At 71.6% G+C, this 23,469-nt stretch carries 23 protein-coding genes; 13 read left to right on the top strand and 10 right to left on the bottom strand.

Annotated elements, in window-relative coordinates; genetic code table 11:
* The first annotated feature begins 165 nt into the window (after positions 1 to 165).
* The 6 genes from dacB to folE all read left to right on the top strand — a co-directional run bounded on the left by dacB (position 166) and on the right by folE (position 7,720).
* Complete coding sequence (gene dacB / locus ACFYM0_RS23470) at positions 166 to 1,599, top strand: D-alanyl-D-alanine carboxypeptidase/D-alanyl-D-alanine-endopeptidase (RefSeq protein ID WP_388504415.1); 1,434 nt, start codon at positions 166 to 168, stop codon at positions 1,597 to 1,599.
* A gap of 48 nt (positions 1,600 to 1,647) precedes the next feature.
* The gene (locus tag ACFYM0_RS23465; protein ID WP_388504414.1) at positions 1,648 to 2,799 is read left to right on the top strand and encodes a zinc-dependent metalloprotease; all 1,152 of its coding nucleotides are present in this window, start codon (positions 1,648 to 1,650) and stop codon (positions 2,797 to 2,799) included.
* A gap of 234 nt (positions 2,800 to 3,033) precedes the next feature.
* Positions 3,034 to 4,158, top strand: coding sequence for a tRNA lysidine(34) synthetase TilS (gene tilS / locus ACFYM0_RS23460; RefSeq protein ID WP_388504412.1), 1,125 nt, complete (start codon positions 3,034 to 3,036; stop codon positions 4,156 to 4,158).
* Between the two features lie 66 nt (positions 4,159 to 4,224).
* Positions 4,225 to 4,785 carry a hypoxanthine phosphoribosyltransferase gene (hpt, locus tag ACFYM0_RS23455; protein WP_243339812.1) on the top strand — a complete coding sequence of 187 codons (561 nt, stop codon included), beginning with the start codon at positions 4,225 to 4,227 and terminating at the stop codon, positions 4,783 to 4,785.
* A gap of 182 nt (positions 4,786 to 4,967) precedes the next feature.
* Positions 4,968 to 7,001 carry an ATP-dependent zinc metalloprotease FtsH gene (gene ftsH, locus ACFYM0_RS23450; protein ID WP_388504408.1) on the top strand — a complete coding sequence of 678 codons (2,034 nt, stop codon included), beginning with the start codon at positions 4,968 to 4,970 and terminating at the stop codon, positions 6,999 to 7,001.
* A 110-nt stretch (positions 7,002 to 7,111) separates the two neighbouring features.
* The gene (gene folE, locus ACFYM0_RS23445) at positions 7,112 to 7,720 is read left to right on the top strand and encodes a GTP cyclohydrolase I FolE (RefSeq protein ID WP_274548881.1); all 609 of its coding nucleotides are present in this window, start codon (positions 7,112 to 7,114) and stop codon (positions 7,718 to 7,720) included.
* 285 nt (positions 7,721 to 8,005) lie between these two features.
* Here folE and ACFYM0_RS23440 read toward each other — a convergent pair whose 3' ends face one another.
* The 6 genes from ACFYM0_RS23440 to ACFYM0_RS23415 form a co-directional block, all read right to left on the bottom strand.
* Entirely contained in the window at positions 8,006 to 8,491 is a 486-nt protein-coding gene (locus ACFYM0_RS23440) for a DUF3180 domain-containing protein (protein ID WP_388504406.1), read from the bottom strand.
* Between the two features lie 93 nt (positions 8,492 to 8,584).
* On the bottom strand, positions 8,585 to 9,181 hold the full coding sequence (gene folK / locus ACFYM0_RS23435; protein ID WP_388504897.1) for a 2-amino-4-hydroxy-6-hydroxymethyldihydropteridine diphosphokinase: 597 nt from the start codon (positions 9,179 to 9,181) through the stop codon (positions 8,585 to 8,587).
* 8 nt (positions 9,182 to 9,189) lie between these two features.
* Positions 9,190 to 9,549, bottom strand: coding sequence for a dihydroneopterin aldolase (folB, locus tag ACFYM0_RS23430; RefSeq protein WP_030010912.1), 360 nt, complete (start codon positions 9,547 to 9,549; stop codon positions 9,190 to 9,192).
* A 141-nt stretch (positions 9,550 to 9,690) separates the two neighbouring features.
* Positions 9,691 to 10,134, bottom strand: coding sequence for a nuclear transport factor 2 family protein (locus ACFYM0_RS23425; RefSeq protein ID WP_388504403.1), 444 nt, complete (start codon positions 10,132 to 10,134; stop codon positions 9,691 to 9,693).
* Positions 10,131 to 11,036, bottom strand: coding sequence for a dihydropteroate synthase (gene folP, locus ACFYM0_RS23420; protein WP_388504400.1), 906 nt, complete (start codon positions 11,034 to 11,036; stop codon positions 10,131 to 10,133). The genes ACFYM0_RS23425 and folP overlap by 4 nt, the downstream gene beginning before the upstream one ends.
* Positions 11,037 to 11,220: 184 nt before the next feature.
* On the bottom strand, positions 11,221 to 13,080 hold the full coding sequence (locus ACFYM0_RS23415; protein ID WP_388504397.1) for a phosphatidylglycerol lysyltransferase domain-containing protein: 1,860 nt from the start codon (positions 13,078 to 13,080) through the stop codon (positions 11,221 to 11,223).
* Between the two features lie 152 nt (positions 13,081 to 13,232).
* Here ACFYM0_RS23415 and ACFYM0_RS23410 point away from each other — a divergent pair, with 152 nt between their 5' ends.
* Entirely contained in the window at positions 13,233 to 14,339 is a 1,107-nt protein-coding gene (locus tag ACFYM0_RS23410) for an alpha/beta hydrolase-fold protein (RefSeq protein ID WP_388504394.1), read from the top strand.
* A 20-nt stretch (positions 14,340 to 14,359) separates the two neighbouring features.
* On the opposite strand, the gene ACFYM0_RS23405 is transcribed toward ACFYM0_RS23410, so the two are convergent.
* On the bottom strand, positions 14,360 to 15,331 hold the full coding sequence (locus tag ACFYM0_RS23405; RefSeq protein ID WP_388504391.1) for an ABC transporter ATP-binding protein: 972 nt from the start codon (positions 15,329 to 15,331) through the stop codon (positions 14,360 to 14,362).
* Between the two features lie 133 nt (positions 15,332 to 15,464).
* On the opposite strand from ACFYM0_RS23405, the gene ACFYM0_RS23400 reads away from it, so the two are divergent.
* From ACFYM0_RS23400 to ACFYM0_RS23385, 4 genes are all read left to right on the top strand, one after another.
* Positions 15,465 to 16,199, top strand: coding sequence for an ABC transporter permease (locus ACFYM0_RS23400; RefSeq protein ID WP_388504390.1), 735 nt, complete (start codon positions 15,465 to 15,467; stop codon positions 16,197 to 16,199).
* Positions 16,199 to 16,864 (top strand): ABC transporter permease, encoded by a 666-nt coding sequence (locus tag ACFYM0_RS23395; RefSeq protein ID WP_388504387.1) that lies wholly within the window; start codon positions 16,199 to 16,201, stop codon positions 16,862 to 16,864. The genes ACFYM0_RS23400 and ACFYM0_RS23395 overlap by 1 nt, the downstream gene beginning before the upstream one ends.
* A gap of 59 nt (positions 16,865 to 16,923) precedes the next feature.
* A complete protein-coding gene (locus ACFYM0_RS23390; RefSeq protein ID WP_388504385.1) occupies positions 16,924 to 17,916 on the top strand; it encodes an ABC transporter substrate-binding protein in 993 nt (330 codons plus the stop codon).
* Positions 17,917 to 18,013: 97 nt separating this feature from the next.
* Entirely contained in the window at positions 18,014 to 19,129 is a 1,116-nt protein-coding gene (locus ACFYM0_RS23385) for a hypothetical protein (protein ID WP_388504382.1), read from the top strand.
* 32 nt (positions 19,130 to 19,161) lie between these two features.
* Here the strand turns inward: ACFYM0_RS23385 and ACFYM0_RS23380 are convergent, their stop codons facing one another.
* The 3 genes from ACFYM0_RS23380 to ACFYM0_RS23370 are packed head-to-tail and all read right to left on the bottom strand — an operon-like array spanning position 19,162 to position 21,507.
* Complete coding sequence (locus ACFYM0_RS23380) at positions 19,162 to 19,377, bottom strand: hypothetical protein (RefSeq protein WP_388504380.1); 216 nt, start codon at positions 19,375 to 19,377, stop codon at positions 19,162 to 19,164.
* Positions 19,378 to 19,429: 52 nt separating this feature from the next.
* The gene (locus ACFYM0_RS23375; RefSeq protein WP_388504378.1) at positions 19,430 to 20,338 is read right to left on the bottom strand and encodes an arylamine N-acetyltransferase; all 909 of its coding nucleotides are present in this window, start codon (positions 20,336 to 20,338) and stop codon (positions 19,430 to 19,432) included.
* 26 nt (positions 20,339 to 20,364) lie between these two features.
* On the bottom strand, positions 20,365 to 21,507 hold the full coding sequence (locus tag ACFYM0_RS23370) for an NADH-quinone oxidoreductase subunit D (RefSeq protein WP_327305297.1): 1,143 nt from the start codon (positions 21,505 to 21,507) through the stop codon (positions 20,365 to 20,367).
* A gap of 124 nt (positions 21,508 to 21,631) precedes the next feature.
* On the opposite strand from ACFYM0_RS23370, the gene ACFYM0_RS23365 reads away from it, so the two are divergent.
* Positions 21,632 to 22,123 carry a PH domain-containing protein gene (locus ACFYM0_RS23365; RefSeq protein ID WP_388504375.1) on the top strand — a complete coding sequence of 164 codons (492 nt, stop codon included), beginning with the start codon at positions 21,632 to 21,634 and terminating at the stop codon, positions 22,121 to 22,123.
* Entirely contained in the window at positions 22,120 to 23,466 is a 1,347-nt protein-coding gene (locus ACFYM0_RS23360) for a PH domain-containing protein (RefSeq protein WP_388504372.1), read from the top strand. The genes ACFYM0_RS23365 and ACFYM0_RS23360 overlap by 4 nt, the downstream gene beginning before the upstream one ends.
* Positions 23,467 to 23,469: the final 3 nt, after the last annotated feature.

Genomic DNA, 23,469 nt, shown 5'->3' with positions numbered 1-23,469 from the left:
ATCAGCTTCAGCAGCTTGATTGCTTCGAGACTGCGTTGATTCGCCTGCGTGCGTGGCCGACCCGGCCCTGCCGGGTGGGGTGCCATGCTCGCGGCAAGACGCAATGGTTAAGTGTCCCTCACGCATATGTGTGATCGCGAAAGGGGCTGGTCCGAGGTGCCATTGGTGGTCAAGACCTGGCAGCTCATCGCGGTGTCGGCCGTCGCCGGCCTCGCCCTGTCGGCCGCGACGGTGGCCGCCGCGGGTCCCTGGGACTCCGGCCAGCGTAAGGCCGAGCGGGACAAGGCCGCCTCCTGGGGCCGTACGGGTGGCGCAGATCACGGCACGGACCCCGCCGCGGCGCTCCCGCAGGCCGCCCCCAGCGCCCCCGGAGTGCTCGCCGGCGTACGCCCGGCCGGAGCCGGCGGCGACCCGGCCGCAGCCGCGGAGCCCGGCGCGCTCGCCGCCGCCCTGCGGCCGCTGCTCGCCGACCCCGCCCTCGGCACCGTCCGCAGCGCCTCCGTGATCGACACCGCCACCGGGAAGGTCCTCTACGAAGCCGGGGCCCGGCAGCCCATGACCCCCGCCTCCACCGTCAAGATCGCCACCGCCGCGGCCTCCCTCGCGGCCCTCGGCCCCGACCACCGGATCCGCACCACCGTGACCCCGGGCTCCGCACCCGGCCGGATCGTCCTCGTCGGCGGCGGCGACCCCTCGCTCACCGCCAGGAAGAAGGCGCCCGCCGGCTCCGGCGGCAGCCTCGTCGCCCTCGCCGCGGACACCGCCCAGGCCCTCAAGGCCTCCGGGACCGACTCCGTGGCCCTCGGCTACGACGACTCGCTCTACACCGGCCCCGTCCTCCACCCGATCGGCGAGAACCCCAACCTCGCGCCCGTCACGGCCCTGACCGCCGACGAAGGACGCCCCGACGCCTCCTTCTCCGGCCCCGTCAAGCGCAGCCCCGACCCCTCCCGCGACACCGCACGGGCCTTCGCCGCCCTGCTCAAGGAACGCGGGGTCAAGGTCACCGGCGAACCGGCCAGGGCCAAGGCCGCCACCGGGGCCGTCCCGCTCGCCACCACCTTCTCGCCGCCGCTCGCCGGGCTCGTCGAGCGGATGCTGACCCACAGCGACAACGACATCGCCGAGGCCCTGGCCCGCCAGACCGCCCTCGCCTCCGGAGCACCGGCCGGCTTCGACGGCGTCGCCCAGGCAGTCGGCGCCAGACTCGCCGCCCTCGGCGTCGACACCGCCGGCTCCCGCTTCGCCGACGGCAGCGGCCTCAACCGCGCCGACAAGGTCAGCGCCGGCCTGCTCACCGCCCTGCTCGCCAAGGCCGCCGATCCGCAGCACCCCGAACTGCGGCCCGTCCTCACCGGACTGCCCGTCGCCGGATTCACCGGCACCCTGCGCACCCGCAACTCCGGCGGCTCCCCGGCGGCCGGCCTGCTGCGGGCCAAGACGGGCACCCTGAGCGGCGTGAACTCCCTCGCCGGCACCGTCGTCGACCCCACCGGCCGACTGCTCGCCTTCGCGTTCCTGACCGCGAACACCCCGGAGCCCGGCGCCGCCGAGAAGGGCCTCGACAAGCTCGCGGCAGCCGTGGCCACGACTTCCTAGGCACGTCCGGGGATCCCGTCCGCGCGCAGGTCCACGTACGGTTGACGCATGACGAGCTTCGGTGGTGCGGAGATGGTCGACTGGAACCTCGCGGTGGCGACCGCCACCAGGCTCGTGCGGCCCGGCCCGGAGGTGAGCCGGGACGAGGCGCGGGCCGTCGTCGCGGAGCTGCGCAGGCACGCCAAAACCTCCGAACGGCACGTACGCGAGTTCACGCGGATGATGCCCGAAGGCATGACCCCCGCCGACACCCCCGTCCTCGTCGTGGACCGGGCCGGCTGGGTCAAGGCCAACGTGGCCGGCTTCCGCGAGCTCCTGTCCCCCCTCCTCGGAAAGATGCAGGACCGCCGCGCCGGCACCCCCGGCGGCGCCGTGCTCGGCGCGGTCGGCGGCAAGGTCACCGGCGTCGAGCTGGGCATGCTGCTCAGCTTCCTGGCCTCCCGCGTGCTCGGCCAGTACGAGACCTTCGCGCCCGCGGGCCTCGACCTCCCGGGCTCCGCCACCGGCGGCCGGCTGCTGCTCGTCGCGCCCAACATCGTCCACGTCGAGCGGGAGCTGGAGGTGGACCCGCACGACTTCCGGCTCTGGGTCTGCCTGCACGAGGAGACGCACCGTACCCAGTTCACGGCCGTCCCGTGGCTCCGCGAACACCTGGAGGGCGAAATCCAGACGTTCCTCGGCGCCACCGAAGTGGACCCGATGACCGTTTTGGAGCGACTCCGCGAGGCCGCCCAGTCCTTCGCCGGCGCCCGCCCCGACGCCGAAGGCGGAGACGAGGGCCGCTCCCTCGTCGAGCTCGTCCAGACCCCCGAACAGCGCGAGGTGCTGGCCCGGCTCACCGCCGTCATGTCCCTGCTGGAGGGCCACGCCGACTTCGTCATGGACGGGGTCGGCCCAGAGGTCGTCCCCTCGGTCGCCGAGATCCGCGAGAAGTTCCAGCAGCGCAGGGCCAGCGGCGCCGGCCGGCTCGACGCCGCCCTGCGCAAACTCCTCGGCCTCGACGCCAAACTGCGCCAGTACCGCGACGGGGAACGCTTCGTGCGCGCCGTCGTCGGCCAGGTCGGCATGGACGGCTTCAACCGGGTCTGGACCTCCCCGAACACACTGCCGACCAAGTCCGAGATCGCCAGCCCCGCGGACTGGGTGGCCCGGGTCCACCGCAAGGGGAGCGAGCAGAGCGAGGCAAGCGAAGAGGTGTGACCGGAGAGGCGTGAAGATGTCCCTCTGGGGGAAGCAGCGTCACCCGTCCGAGGGACCGTGGGGCGTGGAAGGGCGTGCGATGCTCGGGGAACGGCTCGGTTCTGTCACCATCGACGCACTCTGAGTGACAACCCCACCCGCGGGGGAGAGCCGGTCAGCACTCCGGCACACCACCTCCCCCAACGCCTCCCCAGCGCCTCCGAGGCATCCGAACTCCACCGAAGGGCACCGGACATGGGTCCCCATCCTGCGGTCGCGGCGATACGCCTGGCGGTCCGCCGCGCACTCCACGACGTCCTCACCGACCTCACCGAACTCAACAGCCGGCCCGTCACCACCCCCGCACCCCGGGTCGGCCGCCCCGGCCGCACCGTCGGCTCCTCGGCCGGTGCCGCCCCCCACGACCCCCTCCCCGACACCGCCCCGCTCGTCCTCGTGGCGTGCTCCGGCGGCGCGGACTCCATGGCGCTCGCCTCCGCCCTCGCCTTCGAGGCCCCCAAACTCGGAATCCGGGCCGGTGGCATCACCGTCGACCACGGCCTCCAGGACGGCTCCGCCCTGCGCGCCGCCGAGGTCGTCTCCCGCATGACCGCGCTGCGCCTCGACCCCGTCGAGTCCGTCGCCGTGCGCGTCGGCCGCGAGGGAGGCCCCGAAGCCGCCGCCCGCGACGCCCGCTACGCGGCCCTGGACGAGGCCGCCGACCGGCTGGGCGCCGTCGCCGTGCTGCTCGGCCACACCCGCGACGATCAAGCCGAAACCGTCCTGCTGGGCCTCGCCCGCGGCTCCGGCATCCGCTCGCTCTCCGGCATGGCGGAAGTCTCCGGAGGCCCCGGAGAACCCGGCGCACGGGGCCGCAGCCACCGCTACCGCAGGCCCTTCCTCCAGGTCGACCGGCAGACCGCCCGCAAGGCCTGCATGGTCCAGTCCCTGGCCGTCTGGGACGACCCGCACAACATCGACCCCGCCTACACCCGCTCCCGGCTGCGCCACGAGGGGCTGCCCGCCCTGGAGAAGGCCCTCGGCAAGGGGGTCGTGGAGGCGCTCGCCCGCACCGCCCAGCTCTCCCGCGACGACGCCGACGCCCTGGACGCCTGGGCCGCCGAGGCCGAGAGCGGCGTACGGGACGAGGACGGCCGCCTGGAGTGCGCCAAGCTGTACGCACTGCCCCCCGCGGTCCGCCGCCGCGTGCTGCGCCGGGCCGTCGTCGCCGCCGGTTCTCCCGCAGGCTCCCTCTTCGCCCGCCACATCGAGGAAGTCGACCGGCTCATCACCGGATGGCGCGGTCAGGGAGCCATCAACCTGCCCGGCCGGGTCGAGGCCCAGCGGCAGGGTGGCAGACTGGTCATCCGGCAGGGCTGATTGGTGCTGAAACACGGCTGAGACCTCCGGGGTCACCCCCCGGAGCCCCAGCCGACAACGAAAGTGATGCGGGTGGACGAGAAGGACATGGGCAACGACCTCCAGTCGGTGCTCATCACCAAGGAAGAGATCGACGCGAAGCTGGCAGAGCTGGCCGCGAAGATCGACGCGGAGTACGCGGGCAAGGACCTGCTCATCGTCGGCGTCCTCAAGGGCGCGGTGATGGTCATGGCGGACCTGGCACGCGCCTTGTCCACCCCGCTCACCATGGACTGGATGGCGGTGTCCTCGTACGGCGCCGGGACCCAGTCCTCGGGCGTGGTGCGGATCCTCAAGGACCTGGACACCGACATCAAGGACAAGCACGTCCTGATCGTCGAGGACATCATCGACTCGGGCCTGACCCTGTCCTGGCTGCTGTCGAACCTCGGCTCCCGCCAGCCGGCCTCCCTGGAGGTCGTCACGCTGCTGCGCAAGCCCGACGCCGCCAAGGTCGCGATCGACGTGAAGTGGGTCGGCTTCGACATCCCGAACGAGTTCGTCGTCGGCTACGGCCTCGACTACGCCGAGAAGTACCGCAACCTGCCGTTCGTCGGCACCCTCGCTCCCCACGTCTACGGCGGCTGATCCAGCGCCCGACAGGGGAACCCTGGAGCGTTTCCCGCCGTTGGAGCATGGAAAGGCGGGTCTGTCAGCCGTCCCATGAGGCCGCGGGTGACAATGCAGGGGTACATTCCGAAGAACAGTCTTTACTCACAGCAGCATTTACCTACGGGCAGGAGGGACGGGGTGCCTAGCGCCCCGTATGGATGGACGTGAAGCGATACTTCCGTGGGCCGGTTATGTGGATCGTGCTGGCCGTCCTCGCCGTGGTCGTGTTGATGAACGTCGTCGGCTCCGGCGGCGGCTACAAGTCGGTGGAGACCAGCGAGGTCATCAAGGCGATCAACAGTGGCCAGGTGGACAGCGCCAAGCTCACCACCGGTGACAGCCAGATGATCAAGATCGAGCTGAAGAAGGACCAGAAGCTCGGCGACAACGACGGCACCAAGTTCCAGGCCAACTACATCGGGGACCAGGGCGTACAACTCGCCCAGAACCTCCAGACCAAGTACGAAGCCGGTCAGATCCCTGACGGATACTCCGTCACGCCGGACAAGACCAGCCCGTTCCTGAGCGTGCTGCTCTCGCTGCTGCCGTTCGTCCTCATCGTCGTCGTCTTCCTGTTCCTGATGAACCAGATGCAGGGCGGTGGTTCCCGGGTCATGCAGTTCGGGAAGTCCAAGGCCAAGCTCATCACCAAGGACACCCCGAAGACGACGTTCGCCGATGTCGCGGGCTCGGACGAGGCCGTCGAGGAACTCCACGAGATCAAGGAGTTCCTCCAGGAGCCGGCGAAGTTCCAGGCCGTCGGCGCCAAGATCCCCAAGGGCGTGCTGCTGTACGGCCCGCCCGGCACCGGAAAGACCCTGCTCGCGCGTGCCGTCGCGGGCGAGGCCGGTGTCCCCTTCTACTCGATCTCCGGATCCGACTTCGTCGAGATGTTCGTCGGTGTCGGTGCCTCGCGTGTCCGTGACCTGTTCGAGCAGGCCAAGGCCAACGCCCCGGCGATCGTCTTCGTCGACGAGATCGACGCCGTCGGCCGGCACCGCGGTGCGGGCCTCGGCGGCGGTCACGACGAGCGCGAGCAGACCCTCAACCAGCTGCTCGTCGAGATGGACGGCTTCGACGTGAAGGGCGGGGTCATCCTGATCGCCGCCACGAACCGTCCCGACATCCTCGACCCGGCCCTCCTGCGCCCCGGCCGCTTCGACCGCCAGATCGCGGTCGACCGTCCGGACATGCAGGGCCGTCTGGAGATCCTCAAGGTTCACCAGAAGGGCAAGCCGGTCGCCCCGGACGTCGACCTGGGTGCGGTCGCCCGTCGTACGCCCGGCTTCACGGGTGCCGATCTCGCCAACGTCCTGAACGAGGCCGCGCTGCTCACGGCCCGCTCGGACCAGAAGCTGATCGACAACCACGCGCTGGACGAGGCGATCGACCGCGTCGTGGCGGGTCCGCAGAAGCGGACCCGGATCATGTCGGACCGGGAAAAGAAGATCACCGCGTACCACGAGGGCGGCCACGCCCTGGTCGCGGCGGCTTCCCCGAACTCCGACCCGGTCCACAAGATCACGATTCTGTCCCGCGGCCGGGCCCTGGGTTACACCATGGTCCTGCCCGACGAGGACAAGTACTCGACCACGCGCAACGAGATGCTCGACCAGCTGGCGTACATGCTGGGTGGGCGCGCGGCCGAGGAACTGGTCTTCCACGACCCGACCACGGGCGCCGCGAACGACATCGAGAAGGCCACGGCAACGGCCCGCGCGATGGTCACCCAGTACGGCATGACTGAGCGTCTCGGCGCGATCAAGTTCGGCGGGGACAACACCGAGCCGTTCCTGGGCCGCGAGATGTCGCACCCGAGGGACTACTCGGAAGAGGTCGCCGCGCTGGTCGACGAAGAGGTCAAGAAGCTCATCGAGACGGCGCACAACGAGGCCTGGGAAATCCTGGTCGAGAACCGCGACGTCCTCGACAACCTCGTCCTCGCCCTCCTCGAGAAGGAGACGCTCAACAAGGAGCAGATCGCCGAGGTCTTCTCGACGATCGTGAAGCGCCCGGCCCGCCCGGCGTGGACCGGCTCCTCGCACCGCACGCCGTCCACCCGTCCGCCGGTGCTCTCTCCCAAGGAGCTCCAGCTGACGAACGCGGCGAACGGCACGTCGGCCTCGGCCGCACAGGCCGTATCGGTGGAGAAGGCCCCGGAGCCCTCCCCGGAGGAGCACCCGGAGGCCTAGTACCTCCCGGAATGGATGCCGCGCCCCCCAGGTTCTAGCCTGGGGGGCGCGGCACTTTCATCTGGTCATACTTGTTTGGCCGCGACTGCACAGACAGGAACGAGGAAAACATGACCGACCCAGTGACCCTGACCGGTGGCGAGGGCACGATCGGCGAGTTCGACGAGAAGCGCGCCGAGGCGGCGGTCCGCGAGCTCCTGTTCGCGGTCGGCGAGGATCCGGACCGCGAGGGGCTCCTGGAGACCCCGGGCCGCGTGGCACGGGCGTACAGGGAGATTCTGGCAGGTCTGTGGCAGAAGCCCGAGGACGTGCTGACGACGGTGTTCGACCTGGGACACGATGAGCTGGTCCTGGTAAAGGACATTGAAATCGTATCTTTGTGCGAGCATCACCTGCTGCCGTTCCACGGCGTCGCTCACGTCGGCTACATTCCGGCGGAGAACGGCAAGATCACGGGCTTGTCGAAGCTGGCCCGGCTCGTGGATGTCTACGCCCGCCGCCCGCAGGTGCAGGAACGTCTCACGACGCAGATAGCCGACTCGCTGATGGAGATCCTCGATGCGCGCGGCGCCATCGTGGTGGTCGAAGCCGAGCACATGTGCATGTCGGTCCGCGGAATCCGCAAGCCCGGAGCCAAGACCACCACATCCGCGGTCCGCGGGCAGCTCCGTGCCACGGCCACCCGAGCCGAGGCGATGAGTCTCATCCTGGCACGCTAGCCGGGTTGTCAGTGCTGTCCGCTACGGTCCCCCTCCACGAATGCGCGGAGGGGGACCGATGCTTGGGCCTACCAAGCAGGCAGACGGTCAATGCAGTGGGCGGACGCCTTCGAGCATGCGATGTTCGACCGGGAACCCGGTTATGGACGCTCCGGGACGGACGCACCGAGCAGACCGAGGTCGTCGACGTGGTCGTGGGGCAAACGCGTGCCCTCGTCGACGTGAGCACGGACCACGCGACCTCGCCGTGACCCCGGACCATCTCGTCAGGATGCCCTGGGAGGCCTAGGCGGTGGCGGTGGCCTTGCCCGGGTCCTCGTCGTCCGGGAGCTTCAGGACGTGTTCCAGGAAGAGGGCCGCCGCTACGACCGCCGCCCCCGCCAGGACCGAGAAGCCGGCGTACCAGGTCTGGTCGCGGCGGGCCGGGACGTCCATGGCGTTGGTCAGGAGGAAGACGCCCACGCCGCCGTAGGCGCCCGCGACCAGGGCCGCCACCAGGGCGCTGGCCTGGCCGAAGACCACCGCGCGGGCCGCCATCAGCGGCTCCACGCCCTTGGCTCCGGGCACCCGCTCGCGCTGGGCCTTCAGGCGCGAGCGCAGGGACAGGGCCGTCGCCAGCAGGACCACCGCGATGGCGCCGAGCACGATGGGTGCGGCCACCGGGACGCCGGGGAGCGTGCCGTACGCGTTCCACAGCCGGGCTCCGGCCCAGGACAGCACCGCGGCGATCGCGAAAATGCCCGCCAGGACCGCCGGCCTCAGTTGCTTCACGTACGCCTCTCCCGCCATTCCCCAGCGCCCGCTCTCCGTGCGTGCGTATCCGGTGATCCTAAGTGGTCGACGGGCCCGCCCCGCGGGCGCGGCTCATTCGGGGAGGCGCAGTTCCAGGTCCGTGCGCTGGGTGAGACCCGCGAGGCCGACCGAGGCCAGGAGCGCGGCGACGGGGCCCTGGCCCGGGATCTGCGCTTCGGGGTCGATGTCGTTCCAGGGGGCCAGCACGAAGGCGCGCTGGTGGGCGCGCGGGTGCGGGAGGGTGAGGTCGGGCTCGGCGGAGACCACGTCGGCGTAGGCGATGATGTCGACGTCGATCGTGCGGGGTCCCCAGCGCTCCTCGCGGACGCGGTCGAAGGCCTCTTCGATGGCGTGGCCGCGCTCCAGCAGCGAGCCGGGGGGCAGGGTGGTCTTCACCGAGATGACGGCGTTGAGGTACGAGGGCTGCGAGCCCGGCTCCACGCCCCACGGCTCCGTCTCGTAGACGGGGGAGACGGCCTTGACCCGCAGGCCCGGGGTGTCGCCGAGGGCGTCGATGGCGCCCTGGAGGGTCTCCAGGCGGTTGCCCAGGTTCGCGCCGAGTGCGACGACGGCCCACTTGGGGTTGGACAGCGTGACGTCCGCCGCGTCGACGGCTTCGACCACGGAGGCGGGTACGGGCTGGACCGTGGGGTCGCTCTGGGCGTTCATTCCGTTGTTCACGCGCGGCTCCGGGTGATCGTGATGGTCACGTCGTCGAAGGGGACGGTGATCGGCGCGTCCGGTTTGTGGACGACGACCTCCACCTGGGCGACCGCCTCGTGCTTGAGGCACTGCTGGGCGATCCGCTCGGCGAGGGTCTCGATCAGGTCCACGGGCTCGCCCTGGACCACGTCGACGACTTCCTCCGCGACTACCCCGTAGTGCACGGTCTTAGCCAGGTCGTCGCCCGCCGCCGCGGGACGGGTGTCGAGGTGGAGCACCAGGTCGACGATGAAGGTCTGGCCTTCCTCGCGTTCCCGGGGGAAGACGCCATGGTGCCCGCGAGCCTTGAGGCCGCGCAGCGCGACACGATCCACGCGAATCACTCCTGCTTTTCGTAGGTGCTTCCGGTCCGGGACTCCCCGGATCCATGGCCTAAGCCGAGTGCGGTCGGCGTCGTCCATCTTCGAATTTACCTGCGAAATACCCCGGCCCCCGACAGCACCCTGACCGAGGGGCTAGGAGGGCTCCTCCTCTTCGTCCTCGTCGGAGTCCGTGAGGACGGGAGAACCGTGGTGCGCCCAGAGCCGCCAGCCCTCCGGTGTGCGTCGGAACACATTCGTGGCGACGACGAGCTGACCGACGAGCGGGCCCAGTTCTCCGCCGTCCTCGGCGGGTCCGCCGCTGAGGATGTTCTCGGTGCAGGTCACCAGGGCGGTGTCGCCTATGACGGTGACCTTGGTGTCGGTCAGGAAGAACTGGATGTACTCGGTGTGCGACATGATCAGCGCGTAGGAGCGCAGCACTTCGCCGCGTCCCGACAGCACCGGCCAGCCCGGGTGCACGCAGGAGATCTCGTCTTCGAGCCAGAGCGCCGACAGCGTGTCGAAGTCCCCCCGCTCCATGGCCTCGTAGAAGGCCGTGTTGACCTCTTCGACGGATTCGATGTCGGTACGGCTCACCGTGCCCCTTCCTCGTCGCTGCGGGTCGTACGCAGTGCCCCTTCCACGGCGCGGGCCACCCGAACCGCGTCGGCGCTCGCCCGTACCTCGTGGACCCGTACGGCCCAGGCGCCCCGGGAGGCGGCGATGGCGGTGACGGCGGCCGTCGCGGCGTCGCGTTCGCGGGCGGGCGGTGGGGAGGCGTCGTCGGCGCCGGCCAGCACCCGGCCGAGGAAACGCTTCCGCGAGGCGGCCACCAGCAGCGGGAAACCGAGGGCGCGCAGCTCGGCGAGGTGGGCGACCAGGGCCAGGTCGTGTTCGGCGTTCTTGGCGAAGCCCAGACCGGGGTCGACCAGGAGCCGTTCGGGGGCGATGCCGCCGGTGACGACGGCGTCGATGCGGGTACGGAGTTCCGCGGTGACCTCGGCGAGGACGTCCTCGTAGACGGCGAGACTGTTCATGCCGTCGCTGAAACCGCGCCAGTGCATGACGACGAAGGGCACTTCGGCGGCGGCGACGGCCGGGATCATGCCGGGGTCGGCGAGGCCGCCGCTGACGTCGTTGACCAGGGTGGCGCCGGCGGCCACGGCCCGGGCGGCGACGGAGGCGCGCATGGTGTCGACGGAGACGACGACCCCTTCGGAGGCGAGACCGCGGACGACGGGGACGACCCGGCGCAGTTCCTCCTCCTCGTCGACGCGGGAGGCGCCGGGGCGGGTGGACTCGCCGCCGACGTCCACGAGGTCGGCGCCCTGGGCGACGAGGTCGAGGCCGCGTTTGACAGCGGCGGTGGTGTCGAACCAGCGGCCGCCGTCGGAGAAGGAGTCGGGGGTGACGTTGACCACGCCCATGACCGCGCAGCGGTCCCAGTCGGGGAGGCCTGTCACCAGGCCCCTGGGGGCGGGGCCGCGGTTCGTGTTCATGCTTCCCAGGGTAGGGCCCGTGTCCTGGCCCCTGCCCTGGCCGGGCGGTGGGGGCGGAGGGTGCCGCTGCGCGGGGCTGCTCCCGGCCCCGCCCTTCCTCCGTTCCCCCCCCGGGGGGCCCGCCCCGGACCCCCCCGCGCCTCGAACTCCCGGCGGGGCCGGGTGGGGCCCCGCCGGGAGGGCGTCAGGCGGCCCGGATCTCGCGTTCCGCCTGGACGGGGACGACGGCCGGGGCCTGTACGCGGTGGTGGGCGCAGGTGCGGACCGGCTTGGGGCGCCTGCGGCCGGCGAACAGGCGGGGCAGGGCCAGCGTGACGAAGCCCTCCGCCTGCATCGCGGCGAAGCCGATGCGGGGCAGGTCCCGGGTGGTGCGGAAGACCACGAAGCGGGGCTCCCAGCGGGGGCGGAACTTCGCGTTGAACTTGTACAGCGACTCGATCTGGAACCAGCGCGAGAGGAACACCAGCAGGCTGCGCCACATCCGCAGGACCGGGCCGGCGCCGATCTTCTCGCCGCGGGCCAGGGCCGAGCGGAACATCGCGAAGTTCAGGGAGACCTTCTCGATGCCCAGTGCCGGGGAGGCCTCCAGGGAGGCGACGATCAGCAGTTCGTTCATGCCGGGGTCGGCGGCGCGGTCGCGGCGCATCAGCTCCAGCGACATGCCGTCCTTGCCCCACGGGACGAAGTGCAGGACGGCTTTGAGGTCGCCGAAGGGGGAGGTGTCGCCCTCCTCGACGCGGTGCGCGGTGGCGATGTAGCAGTCGCCGTCGCCGGGGTCGCCGACGCGGCCCAGCGCCATGGAGAAGCCGCGTTCGGTGTCGGTGCCGCGCCAGGCGTCGGCGGCGCCGCGGACCTGCTCCAGCTCGGTCCCGGTCAGCTCGCTGACCCGGCGGACCTTGGTGGTGTAGCCGTTGCGCTCGATGCGCTTCACCATCTGCCGGACGTTGCGCATCGCCCGGCCCGAGAGCGAGAAGTCTTTGACGTCGACGATCGCCTCGTCCCCGAGCTCCAGGGCGTCGAGACCGGTCTCGCGGGTCCAGACCTCGCCGCCGGTTTCGCTGCAGCCCATGACGGCGGGGGTCCAGGAGTGGGTCTTGGCCTCCTCCATGAACCGTTCGATGGCGCCGGGCCAGGCCTCGACGTCGCCGACCGGGTCGCCGGAGGCGAGCATCACGCCGGAGACGACGCGGTAGGTGACGGCGGCCTTGCCGCTGGGGGAGAAGACGACGGCCTTGTCGCGGCGGAGCGCGAAGTGGCCGAGCGAGTCGCGGCCGCCGTGCCGGGCGAGCAGCTCGCGGAGCTTGACCTCGTCGTCGGCGGTGAGCCGGGCGGCCGGGTGCTCGGGGCGGAAGGCCAGGTAGATGGTGGTGACGGCGGTCAGCATGCCGAGGGCGCCCAGGGAGTAGCCGACGGTCCAGGACACCCGGCCGGCGTAGTCGACGGGGCCCTCGAAGCCGAAGAGCCCGTAGACGACGTGGCTGATCTGCTCGTAAACACCCGGATTGCCTACAACGCGGCCGGGGTGCGAGTTGACGATGACCAGACCGAGGCCGATGGAGCCCGCGCTCATCAGCACGAAGTTGGCGAGCGCCTTCCACCGGCTGCGCGGGTCGGGCAGTGCCTTGAATTCACTCTGGTGGCGCAGCAGGAGTGCCAGGAGCACCGCCGAGATGACCAGGCCGATGACCGAGTGACGGTACGTGAACTGCGCTACGGCGCCCGCCGGCAGCAGCACCACCGCGGCCCGCCAGGCACGGCGCTTGCGGCGCTTGAGCCCGTGGGCGAGCAGCAGGAGCAGGACGCCGGCGCTGAGGGCCAGGGCGGCCGCGAAGGGGCCGACGGAGCCGGGCAGCACCTCGGTGACCGCGTGGATGCGGCTGTGCCGGAAGCGCGGGAAGACTCCCGCCGCGATGTCCAGCAAGCCGACGACCGTGACGGCGGTGCCGACGATTCCGGGGACGGTCTCCGGTCGTGGGCCTCGGAGGATTCGGCTGACAGGCTTCGGAACCTGTCCCGACTTATCGCCATCTATCCTGCTAGACATCGCTTCCCGTTGCTCCGCGAGAGATCATGTGGCCGAAGGCCGCTGGAGCCTCCGCTGGGTGGTGCGTCCACTAGGACGACATCGGAGGGGAGCGGGTTCACTCTTCCTCGAGAAAAAAACTAGTCCTGCCATAGAAAGTCGACTGACTGCTCATGGGTCTCACCAGTAATACGGTTCTGGCGCTGGCCATCCTTGCCGGTGTGCTGCTGTTCGCGGCCACGGTGTGGTTCTGGCCGAAGCTCTCGGGCCGCTCCTGGCGCGCGGTCCTCGGCCGGATCGGCCTCCTGCTGGCGACGCAGCTGGCGCTGTTCGCGGCGATCGGCCTCGGCGCGAACAAGTCGTTCCTGTTCTACGGGTCCTGGGCCGACCTCTTCGGCCAGGAGACCTCGATCGGCAAGGTCGTCGACCATTCGATGAGCAGTGCCGACATCAAGGTCGTCGACAAGCAGCAGCTGGACGTGCCCGGTGGCGCCAAGCCGCCGGTCGGCGGGCAGATCCTGAAAGTCGCGATAACCGGCCAGAAGTCGAAGATAACGACGACCGGCTTCGTGTGGCTGCCGCCGGAGTACTTCCAGCCGCAGCACAAGGACCGGAACTTCCCGGCCTCCATCGTCCTCACGGGCTACCCGGGCATGGCGGAGAACCTGATCAAAGGGCTGGACTACCCGATGACGGCCTTCAGGCAGGCCAAGACGGGCAAGATGAAGCCGATGATCCTGGTCATGCTCCGTCCGACCCCGGGTTCGCGCGACACCGAGTGCGTGGACATACCCGGTGGCCCGCAGACCGAGACCTTCTACGGCCAGGACCTTCCGCAGGCCGTCCAGAACACCTTCCGGGTCGGCAAGAAGCCCGAGAACATGGGCTTCATCGGCAATTCCACGGGCGGTTACTGCGCGCTGAAGATCGCCGCGCACTACCCGAAGACCTTCGGTGCCGCCGCGGGCCTGTCCGCGTACTACGAGGCCGCGGACGACCCGACGACCGGTGACCTCTTCCACGGGGACGCGAAGCTGAAGGCGCGCGCGAACGTGCTGGAGTCGGTGAAGGCGAAGCAGCCGTCCGGTACGTCGTTCCTGGTCACCAGCAGCGAGAAGGGCGAGCCGAACCTCGCCGGCACGAAGAAGTTCATCACGCTGGTCAAGGGCCCGGACCGGGTCTCCTCGATCATCCTCGACAGCGGCGGCCACAACTTCAACACCTGGCGCCGCGAGATCCCGCCGATGCTGGTGTGGATGAGCGGCAGGATCCAGGCGTAGGAAGACCCGGGCGTCCCGGCTCAGGCCTCCTGCAGCCGGGCCCGGCGCAGGGCCCGGTGCACCCCCTCCGGGGTGAGCACGCCGATCAGCTCGCCGGAGTCGGGATCCGTGACCCCGATCCGCCCCGAGTCCTCCTGGAGCAGCAGCGCGAGCGCCTCGCGCAGACTGGCCCCCAGCGCCACTTCGGCGGTGGGGGCCTTTCCGCCGTCGGAGGCCGGGTCGGCCAGGTCGGCCTGCGCCACGGCGGTGACCGAGAGGCGCTTCAGCCCGCGGTCGGAGCCGACGAAGCCGGCCACGTAGTCGGTCGCCGGAGCCCCCAGCACCTGCGCCGGGCGGGCGAACTGCTCGATGGTGCCCGCTCCGTAGACGGCGATGCGGTCCCCGAGCCGGACCGCCTCCTCCAGGTCGTGCGTGACCAGCAGGATCGTCTTGCGCACGGTCTTCTGGAGCGTCAGGAACTCGTTCTGCAGCCGCTCGCGCACCACCGGGTCCACCGCGCCGAACGGCTCGTCCATCAGCAGCACCGGCGGGTCCGCGGCGAGCGCCCGGGCCACGCCGACGCGCTGGCGCTGCCCGCCGGAGAGCTGCTCCGGGTAGCGGCCGCCGTAGACGGCCGGGTCCAGCCCGACCAGTTCGAGGAGTTCCGCGGCCCGCGCGCGGGCCTTGGCCTTCGGGGTGCCGATGAGCTGCGGCACGGTGGCCGTGTTCTCCAGCACCGTCTTGTGCGGGAACAGCCCGACTTGCTGGATGACGTAGCCGATGCGGCGGCGCAGTTCGACGGGGTCGGCGGCGGCGATGTCCTCGCCGTTCAGGAGGATCCGGCCGGAGGTCGGCTCGATCAGCCGGTTGACCATCTTCATGGTGGTCGTCTTGCCGCAGCCGGACGGGCCCACCAGAGTGACCAGTTCTCCCTCGGCGACCTCGAAGGACAGGTCGGCGACGGCCGTGGTCCCGTCGGGGTAGCGCTTGGTCACTTGCTCGAATCGGATCACCCGGCCATCTTTCCCTACCCGAGGGGTCCGTTTGTGAAGGGCGTGTTGCCCGTGTGCGAAGGATTCCGGCCATTGTGGGTGCCGGGGGTTATGGTCGCTCCTACGTACGGTCTGTGACGGGGGGTGAGGAGCGATGGCCGGGCAGAACTGCCTGGTGGCGAACGACTGGATCTGCTGGGACTACGTCACGTCCCGCTCCCAGGAGCTCACCGACGCCACCCTCGAACACGTGTGGATCACGGGCGTGTCGGTGCTGATCGGCATCGCCGTGTCCGTCCCGCTCGCGCTGCTGGCCCGCCGGGGCCGCCGCTGGGCGGCCCCCGTCCTCGGCATCACCACCCTGCTCTACACGGTCCCCTCGCTCGCCATGTTCTCGCTGCTGCTGCCGGTCTTCGGGCTCTCGGCGACGCTGGTGGTGACCGGGCTGGTGCTGTATTCGCTGACCATCCTCGTGCGCAACGTGCTGGCCGGTCTCGAAGCCGTGCCCGAGGACGTACGGGAAGCCGCGCGCGGGATGGGGTACGGCCCGGGCCGGCTGCTGTGGCAGGTCGAGCTGCCGCTGGCGCTGCCCGCCCTGCTGGCCGGCGTACGGATCGCGACCGTCTCCACCGTGGCGCTGACGACCGTGGGCTCCATCGTGGGCAAGGGCGGCCTCGGCAACCTCATCGCACCCGCCGTGAACAGCTCCTTCAAGGCGCAGGTGCTCACCGCCTCGGTGCTGTGCGTCCTCCTCGCGCTCGTCGCGGACCTGCTTCTGCTCGGCCTCCAGCGGCTGCTGACCCCCTGGACCCGTGCCACCCGGGCGCCGCGCGCGAGCCGTGCCGCTCGCGCCGCCAGTGGAGCCGACGTCAGCGCGGGAGCCGTCTGATGGGAGTGCTGGGACAGGCCTGGGACTGGCTGGCCGACGGGGCCAACTGGTCCGGGGAGAGCGGGGTCTGGAACCGGCTCGGCGAGCACGTGTACGTCAGCGGGATCGCCCTGGCGCTGGCCTGCGCGGTCGCCCTGCCGGTCGGACTGCTGCTGGGCCACCTGGGCAAGGGCGGCGGCCTCGCCGTGAACGTCTCCAACATCGGGCGGGCCGTCCCGGTCTTCGCGGTGCTGGCGCTGTTCATGGTCTCCCCGCTGCGCAACGCCGGGTACCTGCCCACCATCGCCGCGCTGGTGCTCTTCGCCATCCCGCCCCTGCTGACCAACGCCTACGTCGGCATGCGCGAGGTCGACCGCGCGGTGGTGGAGGCCGCACGGGGCATGGGCATGTCCGGCCGCCAGCTCTTCTGGCGGGTGGAACTGCCGCTCGCGCGCGGACTGGTGATGACGGGGCTGCGTTCGGGAGCCGTCCAGGTCATCGCCACGGCCACCATCGCCGCCATGGTCGGCCAGGGCGGCCTCGGCCGGATCATCACCGCCGGTTTCAACACGTACAACACCCCGCAGGTCGTCGCGGGCGCCCTGCTGGTCGCGGCGCTGGCCCTGCTCGTGGAGGGCGCGCTGGTGGCGGCCGACCGGCTGCTGCCGGGTGCGGCCACCCGCTGAGCGGTGCCCCGAACACGCCGGCCCACCCCTTGTTGTCCCACCCCTTGAAGGAGATCGACATGAGCAAGTCCACACGCGCCCTCGGCGCGGCCCTGGGCGCGGTCGCCCTGACCGCATCGCTCGCCGCGTGCGGCGGCGACAGCCTGGAGAAGACCAAGGACGGGGGCTCCTCCGCCGCCGCCTCCGGGGCGTCCGAGGGTGGCAAGGGCGGCAAGCTGGTGATCGGTGCGGCCGGCTTCACCGAGTCGAACGTGCTGGCCGAGCTCTACGCGCAGGTCCTGAAGGACGCCGGCTACAGCACCTCGATCACCACGGTCAGCAACCGAGAGCTGTACGAACCTTCGCTGGAGAAGGGCGAGATCGACGTCGTCCCGGAGTACGCGGCGACCCTCGCGGAGTTCCTCAACGCCAAGGTGAACGGCTCCAAGGCGCCGACGGACAAGCCGGTCGCGTCGAGCGACGTGACGGCGACGGTGGCGGCCCTGGAGAAGCTGGCGGGCCCGCTGGGGCTGAAGGCGCTGCCCGCGGGCTCGGCGGTCGACCAGAACGCCTTCGCGGTGAGCAAGGAATTCGCCACGAAGAACAATCTCAAGACCCTTTCCGATCTGGGCAAGTCCGGTCTGAAGGTGAAGATCGCTGCCGGTGACGAATGCGCGGTGCGGCCCTTCTGCGCACCCGGATTGAAGACCACATACGGAATCGATGTTTCCGGTATCGACCCCAAGGGCGTCGGAACCCCGCAGGCCAAGCAGGCGGTGAAGGACGGCGCCGACCAGCTCGTCCTCACCACCACCACGGACGCCACCCTCGACAGCTTCGGCCTGGTCCTCCTGGAGGACGACAAGAAGCTCCAGAACGCCGACAACGTGCTCCCGGTGGTCAACGCCAAGGACGCCGGCGCCCCCGAGATCGCGGCCGCCCTCGACAAGGTCACCAAGGCGCTCACCACGGCCGACCTGGTCGAGCTGAACCGCAAGATCGACGCCGAGCGCGCCAAGCCGGCCGATGTGGCGAAGGCCTATCTGGAGTCCAAGGGCCTTCTGAAGAAGTAGGAGTTGCGCCTTTCGTGCGGGACGTGCGGTAACTGCTCGGAAACAGATTCCCGGGCGGCTACCCCACACCCTGTCCACTCCCTGTAAATTTCAGGCCATGCCCCGTGGACGCCACCGCAATCCCGAACCCCTTCACCGGCTGCTCACGCCGACGGCCGTCGCCGGTGTGTCCATAGCCGGCGCCGGCGCCGCCTGGCTGCTCGCGGAACCGATGGCGCTGCGCCTGCTCGTGGCCCTCACCGCGGCCGCCGGCCTGGCCGGCGCCGTCGTCATGCGCGCGTGGGACCTGTCGGCCGGCCGCCGGGTCAGCGAGCTCGGGCGCGAGCGGGTCAAGGACGAGTGGCGCACGGACGAGCGGATAGCCGAGCTCGAATCCGACCTCGAAGAGGCCCGGGTGCTGCGCGGCAAGCTCGACGCCAAACTGCGCGCCAAGCGGGTCGAACTCGCGGGCCTGCGCGGGGAGCACGCGTCGCTGCTGCGCCGGTACGCCACCGCGGAGACCGAGCGGGCGAGCGCCCTGGAGGGACGCCGGCTGCTGGCCATCGAGGCCGCGGCCGCTCCCGCCGCCCCGGGTCCCAAGGAACTTCCCGCCGTCTCCGAGGAGCGCACCAGCGCCGGCGCCGCCACCTCGGTGGGCTTCGCCCGCGCCCACGCCGCGCTCGTGGCGCTGGCCGACAAGACGGCCAGGGCCGCCGGGTCCGCCCCGGAGCCCCCGAGCGGGCCGGCGGCTCTCCCCGCCTCCCCGGCGGCGCGTGCCCTCCCGGCGGCTCCGGCCGTCCCCGCCGCCCCCGTGCAGGCCGCCCCCGCGAAGCCCGCGGGGCCGGAGTCGCACTCCCGCCCCGCGCTGACCGGCCCGGTGCCGGCGGGCCCGGCGGCCGCCGTCCCCGCACGCCGGCTCGCGGCCGCGGTGGCCCCGTACGCGGCGCAGCGCCGCCCGACCTCGCGCGTCGAGGGCGGCTTCGACTTCTTCGGTACGAAGACGGCCGCGCAGGCGCGCGCGGTCATAGAGTCCGTCCAGAACGAGGACCTCGCCGATGTCGTCGGCGCGGAGGCCCTCGCCGTCCACAAGGCGGAGTCCGCGCGGGGCGGGGCGGAGCCGGAGTTCAAGGCGCCCACCGACGAGCACCGCGCCGTGGGCCAGGTCATCGACCTCACGGCCCACGACGAGACCGAGCCGATCGACGTGGTCCGGCTCCGCACCGCCATCTCCTAGCGCAGCGGGGCCGGCCGGATCGCCCAGGGGCGCTAGAACAGGGGCAGTTGCCCCGGCAGCGGGGACAAGGTGAAGCCGTCCAGCGTCGCGGCGGCGGCACCGAGGGTCACGCGGGCGCGGGAGCCGGGGCAGGAGACGAGGTCCCCGCGTCCCCGGCCCGCGGGCGGGTCGTGGCGGGCGATCCGACCGGCGGTGACGGCGCAGTCGCGGCCGCAGGAGGGGCAGGCCCGGCGGGGTGAAAGGGACATCCCCCAAGTCTGCCCTGCCCCGCGGACATCGGCCCGCCCGGCCGCTCCCGGGTCAGTGCCCCCGGGCGGCCGTCCAGTTGTCGTGGGCCCGGGCCACCCGGGTCCACAGGGCCGCGCGGTCGGCCGGGGTCAAGTCGTCGAGTGCGCGGCCGAAGACGCCTTCCAGCACGGCGTAGAACTCTTCCGGGCCGTCCAGCACGCGCTCCGTGTTCCCGTGCACCGGGTCGATCCGGCTCAGCACCCGTCCCCGCAGGGTGTCGATGCCGTCCGCGTCGCGCCGCAGGGCCGCGAAGGTCCGTACGAAACCGGAGTCCTCGGAGGTCGACAGCCGGAGGTGCTCGGCCTCGAAGGCGGCCGCCGCGGCCGGTCCGGCGGGCTCCGCGCGGAAGTTCGCGAGGGGGGCGGAACTGCCCGGGTTGCGGTAGAGCCAGCCCGTTCCGGGCAGCCGCTCCAGGGAGTAGGCGAAGGCCCCCTGGCGGTGGGAGCCTTCGCGCAGCGGCAGCGGCTCGTACGGGCCGTCGCCGAGCCCGGCGTCCACGTAGTAGACGCGGGTCCCGCCGTCCGCCGCCTCCGGCACGCGGACGGTGAGCGCCAGGTGGTCTCCGCTCACGCCCCGTGCGGCGTCTTCGGCCTGCGATTCCTTGTAGACGCCGCCGACATGGCGGGTGACCTCGTAGCCGAGGTGGTCCAGGAGCGCCGCGAAGGCCCCGTTGAGGTGGAAGCAGTAGCCGCCGCGGCCGGCCGCGAAGCGGCGTGCCGTCAGCTCGGGGTCGATGCCGGGGGCGCGGCCGAGCTGGATGTCGACGTTCTCGTACGGGACGCGCTCCAGGTGCGCCCGCTGGAGGGCGAACAGCCCCTCCACGGACGGCGCGCCGGTCTCCTCGATGCCGAGTCGCCGCAGGTAGGCGGCGTATATGGCGTCCACGTCGGGGTGCGGGTCTGCTGTGGTACCGGAGGTCATGCGGGCAGCCTAGGCTGCGGGCCCGGCTACTTGTCGATGTCGCCGACGACGAAGAACAGCGAGCCGAGGATCGAGACCATGTCCGCGACGAGCTGCCCGGGCAGCAGTACCGCCAGCGCCTGGATGTTGTTGTACGAAGCCGAGCGCAGCTTGAGCCGGTACGGGGTCTTCTCGCCCTTGGAGACCAGGTAGTAGCCGTTGATGCCGAGGGGGTTCTCGGTCCACGCGTAGGTCTCGCCCTCGGGCGCCTTCAGCACCTTCGGGAGCCGCTGGTTGATCGGGCCGGGCGCCAGCTCCGCCATCCGGTCCAGGCAGGCGACCGCGATGTCCAGGGCGTTGTGGGTCTGCTCCAGCAGCACCTCGAAGCGGGCCAGGCAGTCGCCCTCGGTGCGGGTGACGACCTTCAGGACGTCCTGGAGCTCGCCGTAGGCGAGGTACGGCTCGTCGCGGCGCAGGTCGAAGTCGACGCCCGAGGCGCGGGCGATCGGGCCGGAGACCCCGTACGCGTGGACGGCCTCGGCGGACAGGACGCCCACGCCGCGGGTGCGGGCGCGGAAGATCTCGTTGCCCCGCACCAGGTCGTCGTAGACGTGCATGCGCGTGCTGACGTCGGCGATGGCGGCGCGGGCCCGGCCCAGCCAGCCGGCCGGGAGGTCCTCCTTGAGGCCGCCGACCCGGTTGAACATGTAGTGCATGCGGCCGCCGGAGATCTCCTCCATGACGGCCTGGAGCTCCTCGCGCTCGCGGAACGCGTGGAAGATCGGGGTGATGCCGCCCAGCTCCAGGGGGTACGAGCCGAGGAACATCAGGTGGTTCAGGACCCGGTTCAGCTCGGCGAGCAGGGTCCGCATCCACACGGCCCGCTCGGGCACCTCCATGCCGAGCATCCGCTCGACCGCCATGACCACGCCCAGCTCGTTGGAGAACGCGGACAGCCAGTCGTGGCGGTTCGCGAGCATCACGATCTGGCGGTAGTCGCGGGCCTCGAAGAGCTTCTCGGCGCCCCGGTGCATGTAGCCGACCACCGGCTCGGCGCTCACGATGCGCTCGCCGTCCAGGACGAGGCGCAGGCGCAGCACGCCGTGCGTGGAAGGGTGCTGGGGGCCGATGTTGAGCACCATGTCGGTGCTCTCCGCCGCGCCGCCGATGCCGACCGTGGTCTCCGTCATGGCGGCATTGTCTCAGCCGCCGGGGGTGACCCGTGGCTCGGTCCGGAATCCGGATCGGGGAGCGGCGGCCGGCAGGTGGTGCGGGCCCGGCCCGGAGAGCGGGTCACCGGCCTAGGGTGGGGGGATGGACACGGGGACAGAGGGTGGGACGGGGCTGCCCGAGTGGGTGGGCCTGCCGGGAGGACTGCTGTCGCTGCGCAGGCTGGTGCTGGCGCTGTGGATGTCCCTCTTCACGGTGGTGACGGCCGTCGTCCTGGGGATGACGGCCGGCCCGGGGTGGGCGGCAGTCGGCGGGTTCTGGCTGCTGGTGCTGGCCTGGGGCTGGGTGATGCTCGGACGGAACTGGCGGTCCTGGCGGTACGCGGAGCGCCCGGACGACCTGCTGATCAGCCGGGGCGTGATGTGGCGGGAGCAGACCGTGGTGCCGTACGGGCGGATGCAGCTGGTGGAGGTGACCTCGGGCCCGCTGGAGCGCCGCTTCGGGCTGGCCTCCGTACAGCTCCACACGGCCGCGGCGGCGACCGACGCCAAGATCCCCGGCCTCGCGCCCGAGGAGGCGGAACGGCTGCGCGACCGGCTGACCGAGCTCGGCGAGGCAAGGTCGGCGGGGCTGTGACTCCTCAGGTGGGCGCGGGAGCAGGGACTGGGACAGGAGCGGGGGCCGGGCCCGGCCAGGAGCGGCGGCTGCATTTCCTCACCCCGCTGCGCCGTGCCTGGGTGCCGATCGCCGCGACCATCGGCATCGTCGCCCAGCAGGGCGCGAACCTCGCCGAGTGGGTGACGTCCGTTTCCACCCTCCTGCGGGTCCTCGCGCTGCTCGCGCTGGTCCTCGTCTTCGGCCTGTACGGCTTCCTCAGCTGGTGGTTCACCCACTACGCCGTCACCGACTCCGAACTGCGCATCCGCAGCGGGCTCCTCTTCCGCCGCACCGCGCACATCCGCCTCGACCGGATCCAGGCGGTCGACGTCACCCGCCCCCTGCTGGCCCGTGTCGCGGGGGTCGCCAAGCTGCGGCTCGACGTCATCGGCACCGAGGCCAAGGACGAGCTGGCCTTCCTCTCGGAGCAGGACGCCGTCTCGCTCCGCGCCGAGCTGCTGGCCCGCGCGGCCGGTTTCACCCCGGCCGAGGCCCCGCTCCTGGGCGAGGCCCCCGACCGGGAGCTGCTGCGCGTGGGGCCGCGCGATCTGGCGGTGTCCCTGCTGCTCACCCTGACCACCTGGGCGATCCTCGCCGGCGGGATCGTGGGTCCCTCGCTGGTGTGGTGGTTCAGCTCGAACCCGTGGGTGGCCATCGTCGCCCTGCTTCCGGTCCTGGGCGCGATGTGGGCGGCCAGCGCCGGCCGGTTCCTCGCCGAGTACGACTGGCGGGTCGCCGAGTCCCCGGACGGGCTCCGGCTCGACCACGGCATGCTCGACCGCGCCCACGAGACGGTGCCGCCGGGCCGGGTGCAGACCGTACGGATCGTCGAGCCGCTGTTGTGGCGCCGGCGCGGCTGGGTCCGGGTGGAGCTGGAGGTGGCCGGCTCGAAGAACGACGTCCTGGTGCCGGTGGCCACCCGGGCCGACGCCCACGCCGTCGTAGCCCGGGTGCTGCCCGGCGTCGACCTCGGAGGCCTTGTCTTCGAGCCCTCGCCCCGGAGCGGATCGCGCTGGGTGGTCCCGGTGTGGTGGAAGGGGTACGGCCTGGCGGTCTCCGCGGACGTGTTCGCCGCCCGCCACGGCCGCCTGTGCCGGCGTACGGAGATCGTCCCGCACGCCAAGGTGCAGAGCGTGCGCCGCTCCCAGGGCCCCTGGCAGCGCGCCCGCGGCCTGGCCGACGTCCACGTGGACACCGGCGCGAACGGTACGGTCACGGCCCGCCTGCGCGGTGCGGCCCAGGCCGCCGAACTGCTCCACGCCCAGGCGGCCCGCTCCCGCACGTCCCGGGCCGCGGCCCGCCCGGACCGCTGGATGACCTGATCG

It is taken from the genome of Streptomyces sp. NPDC006487 (genome assembly GCF_042870555.1).
Taxonomy (GTDB): domain Bacteria; phylum Actinomycetota; class Actinomycetes; order Streptomycetales; family Streptomycetaceae; genus Streptomyces.
This window is presented reverse-complemented; position numbering and strand designations above follow the sequence as displayed.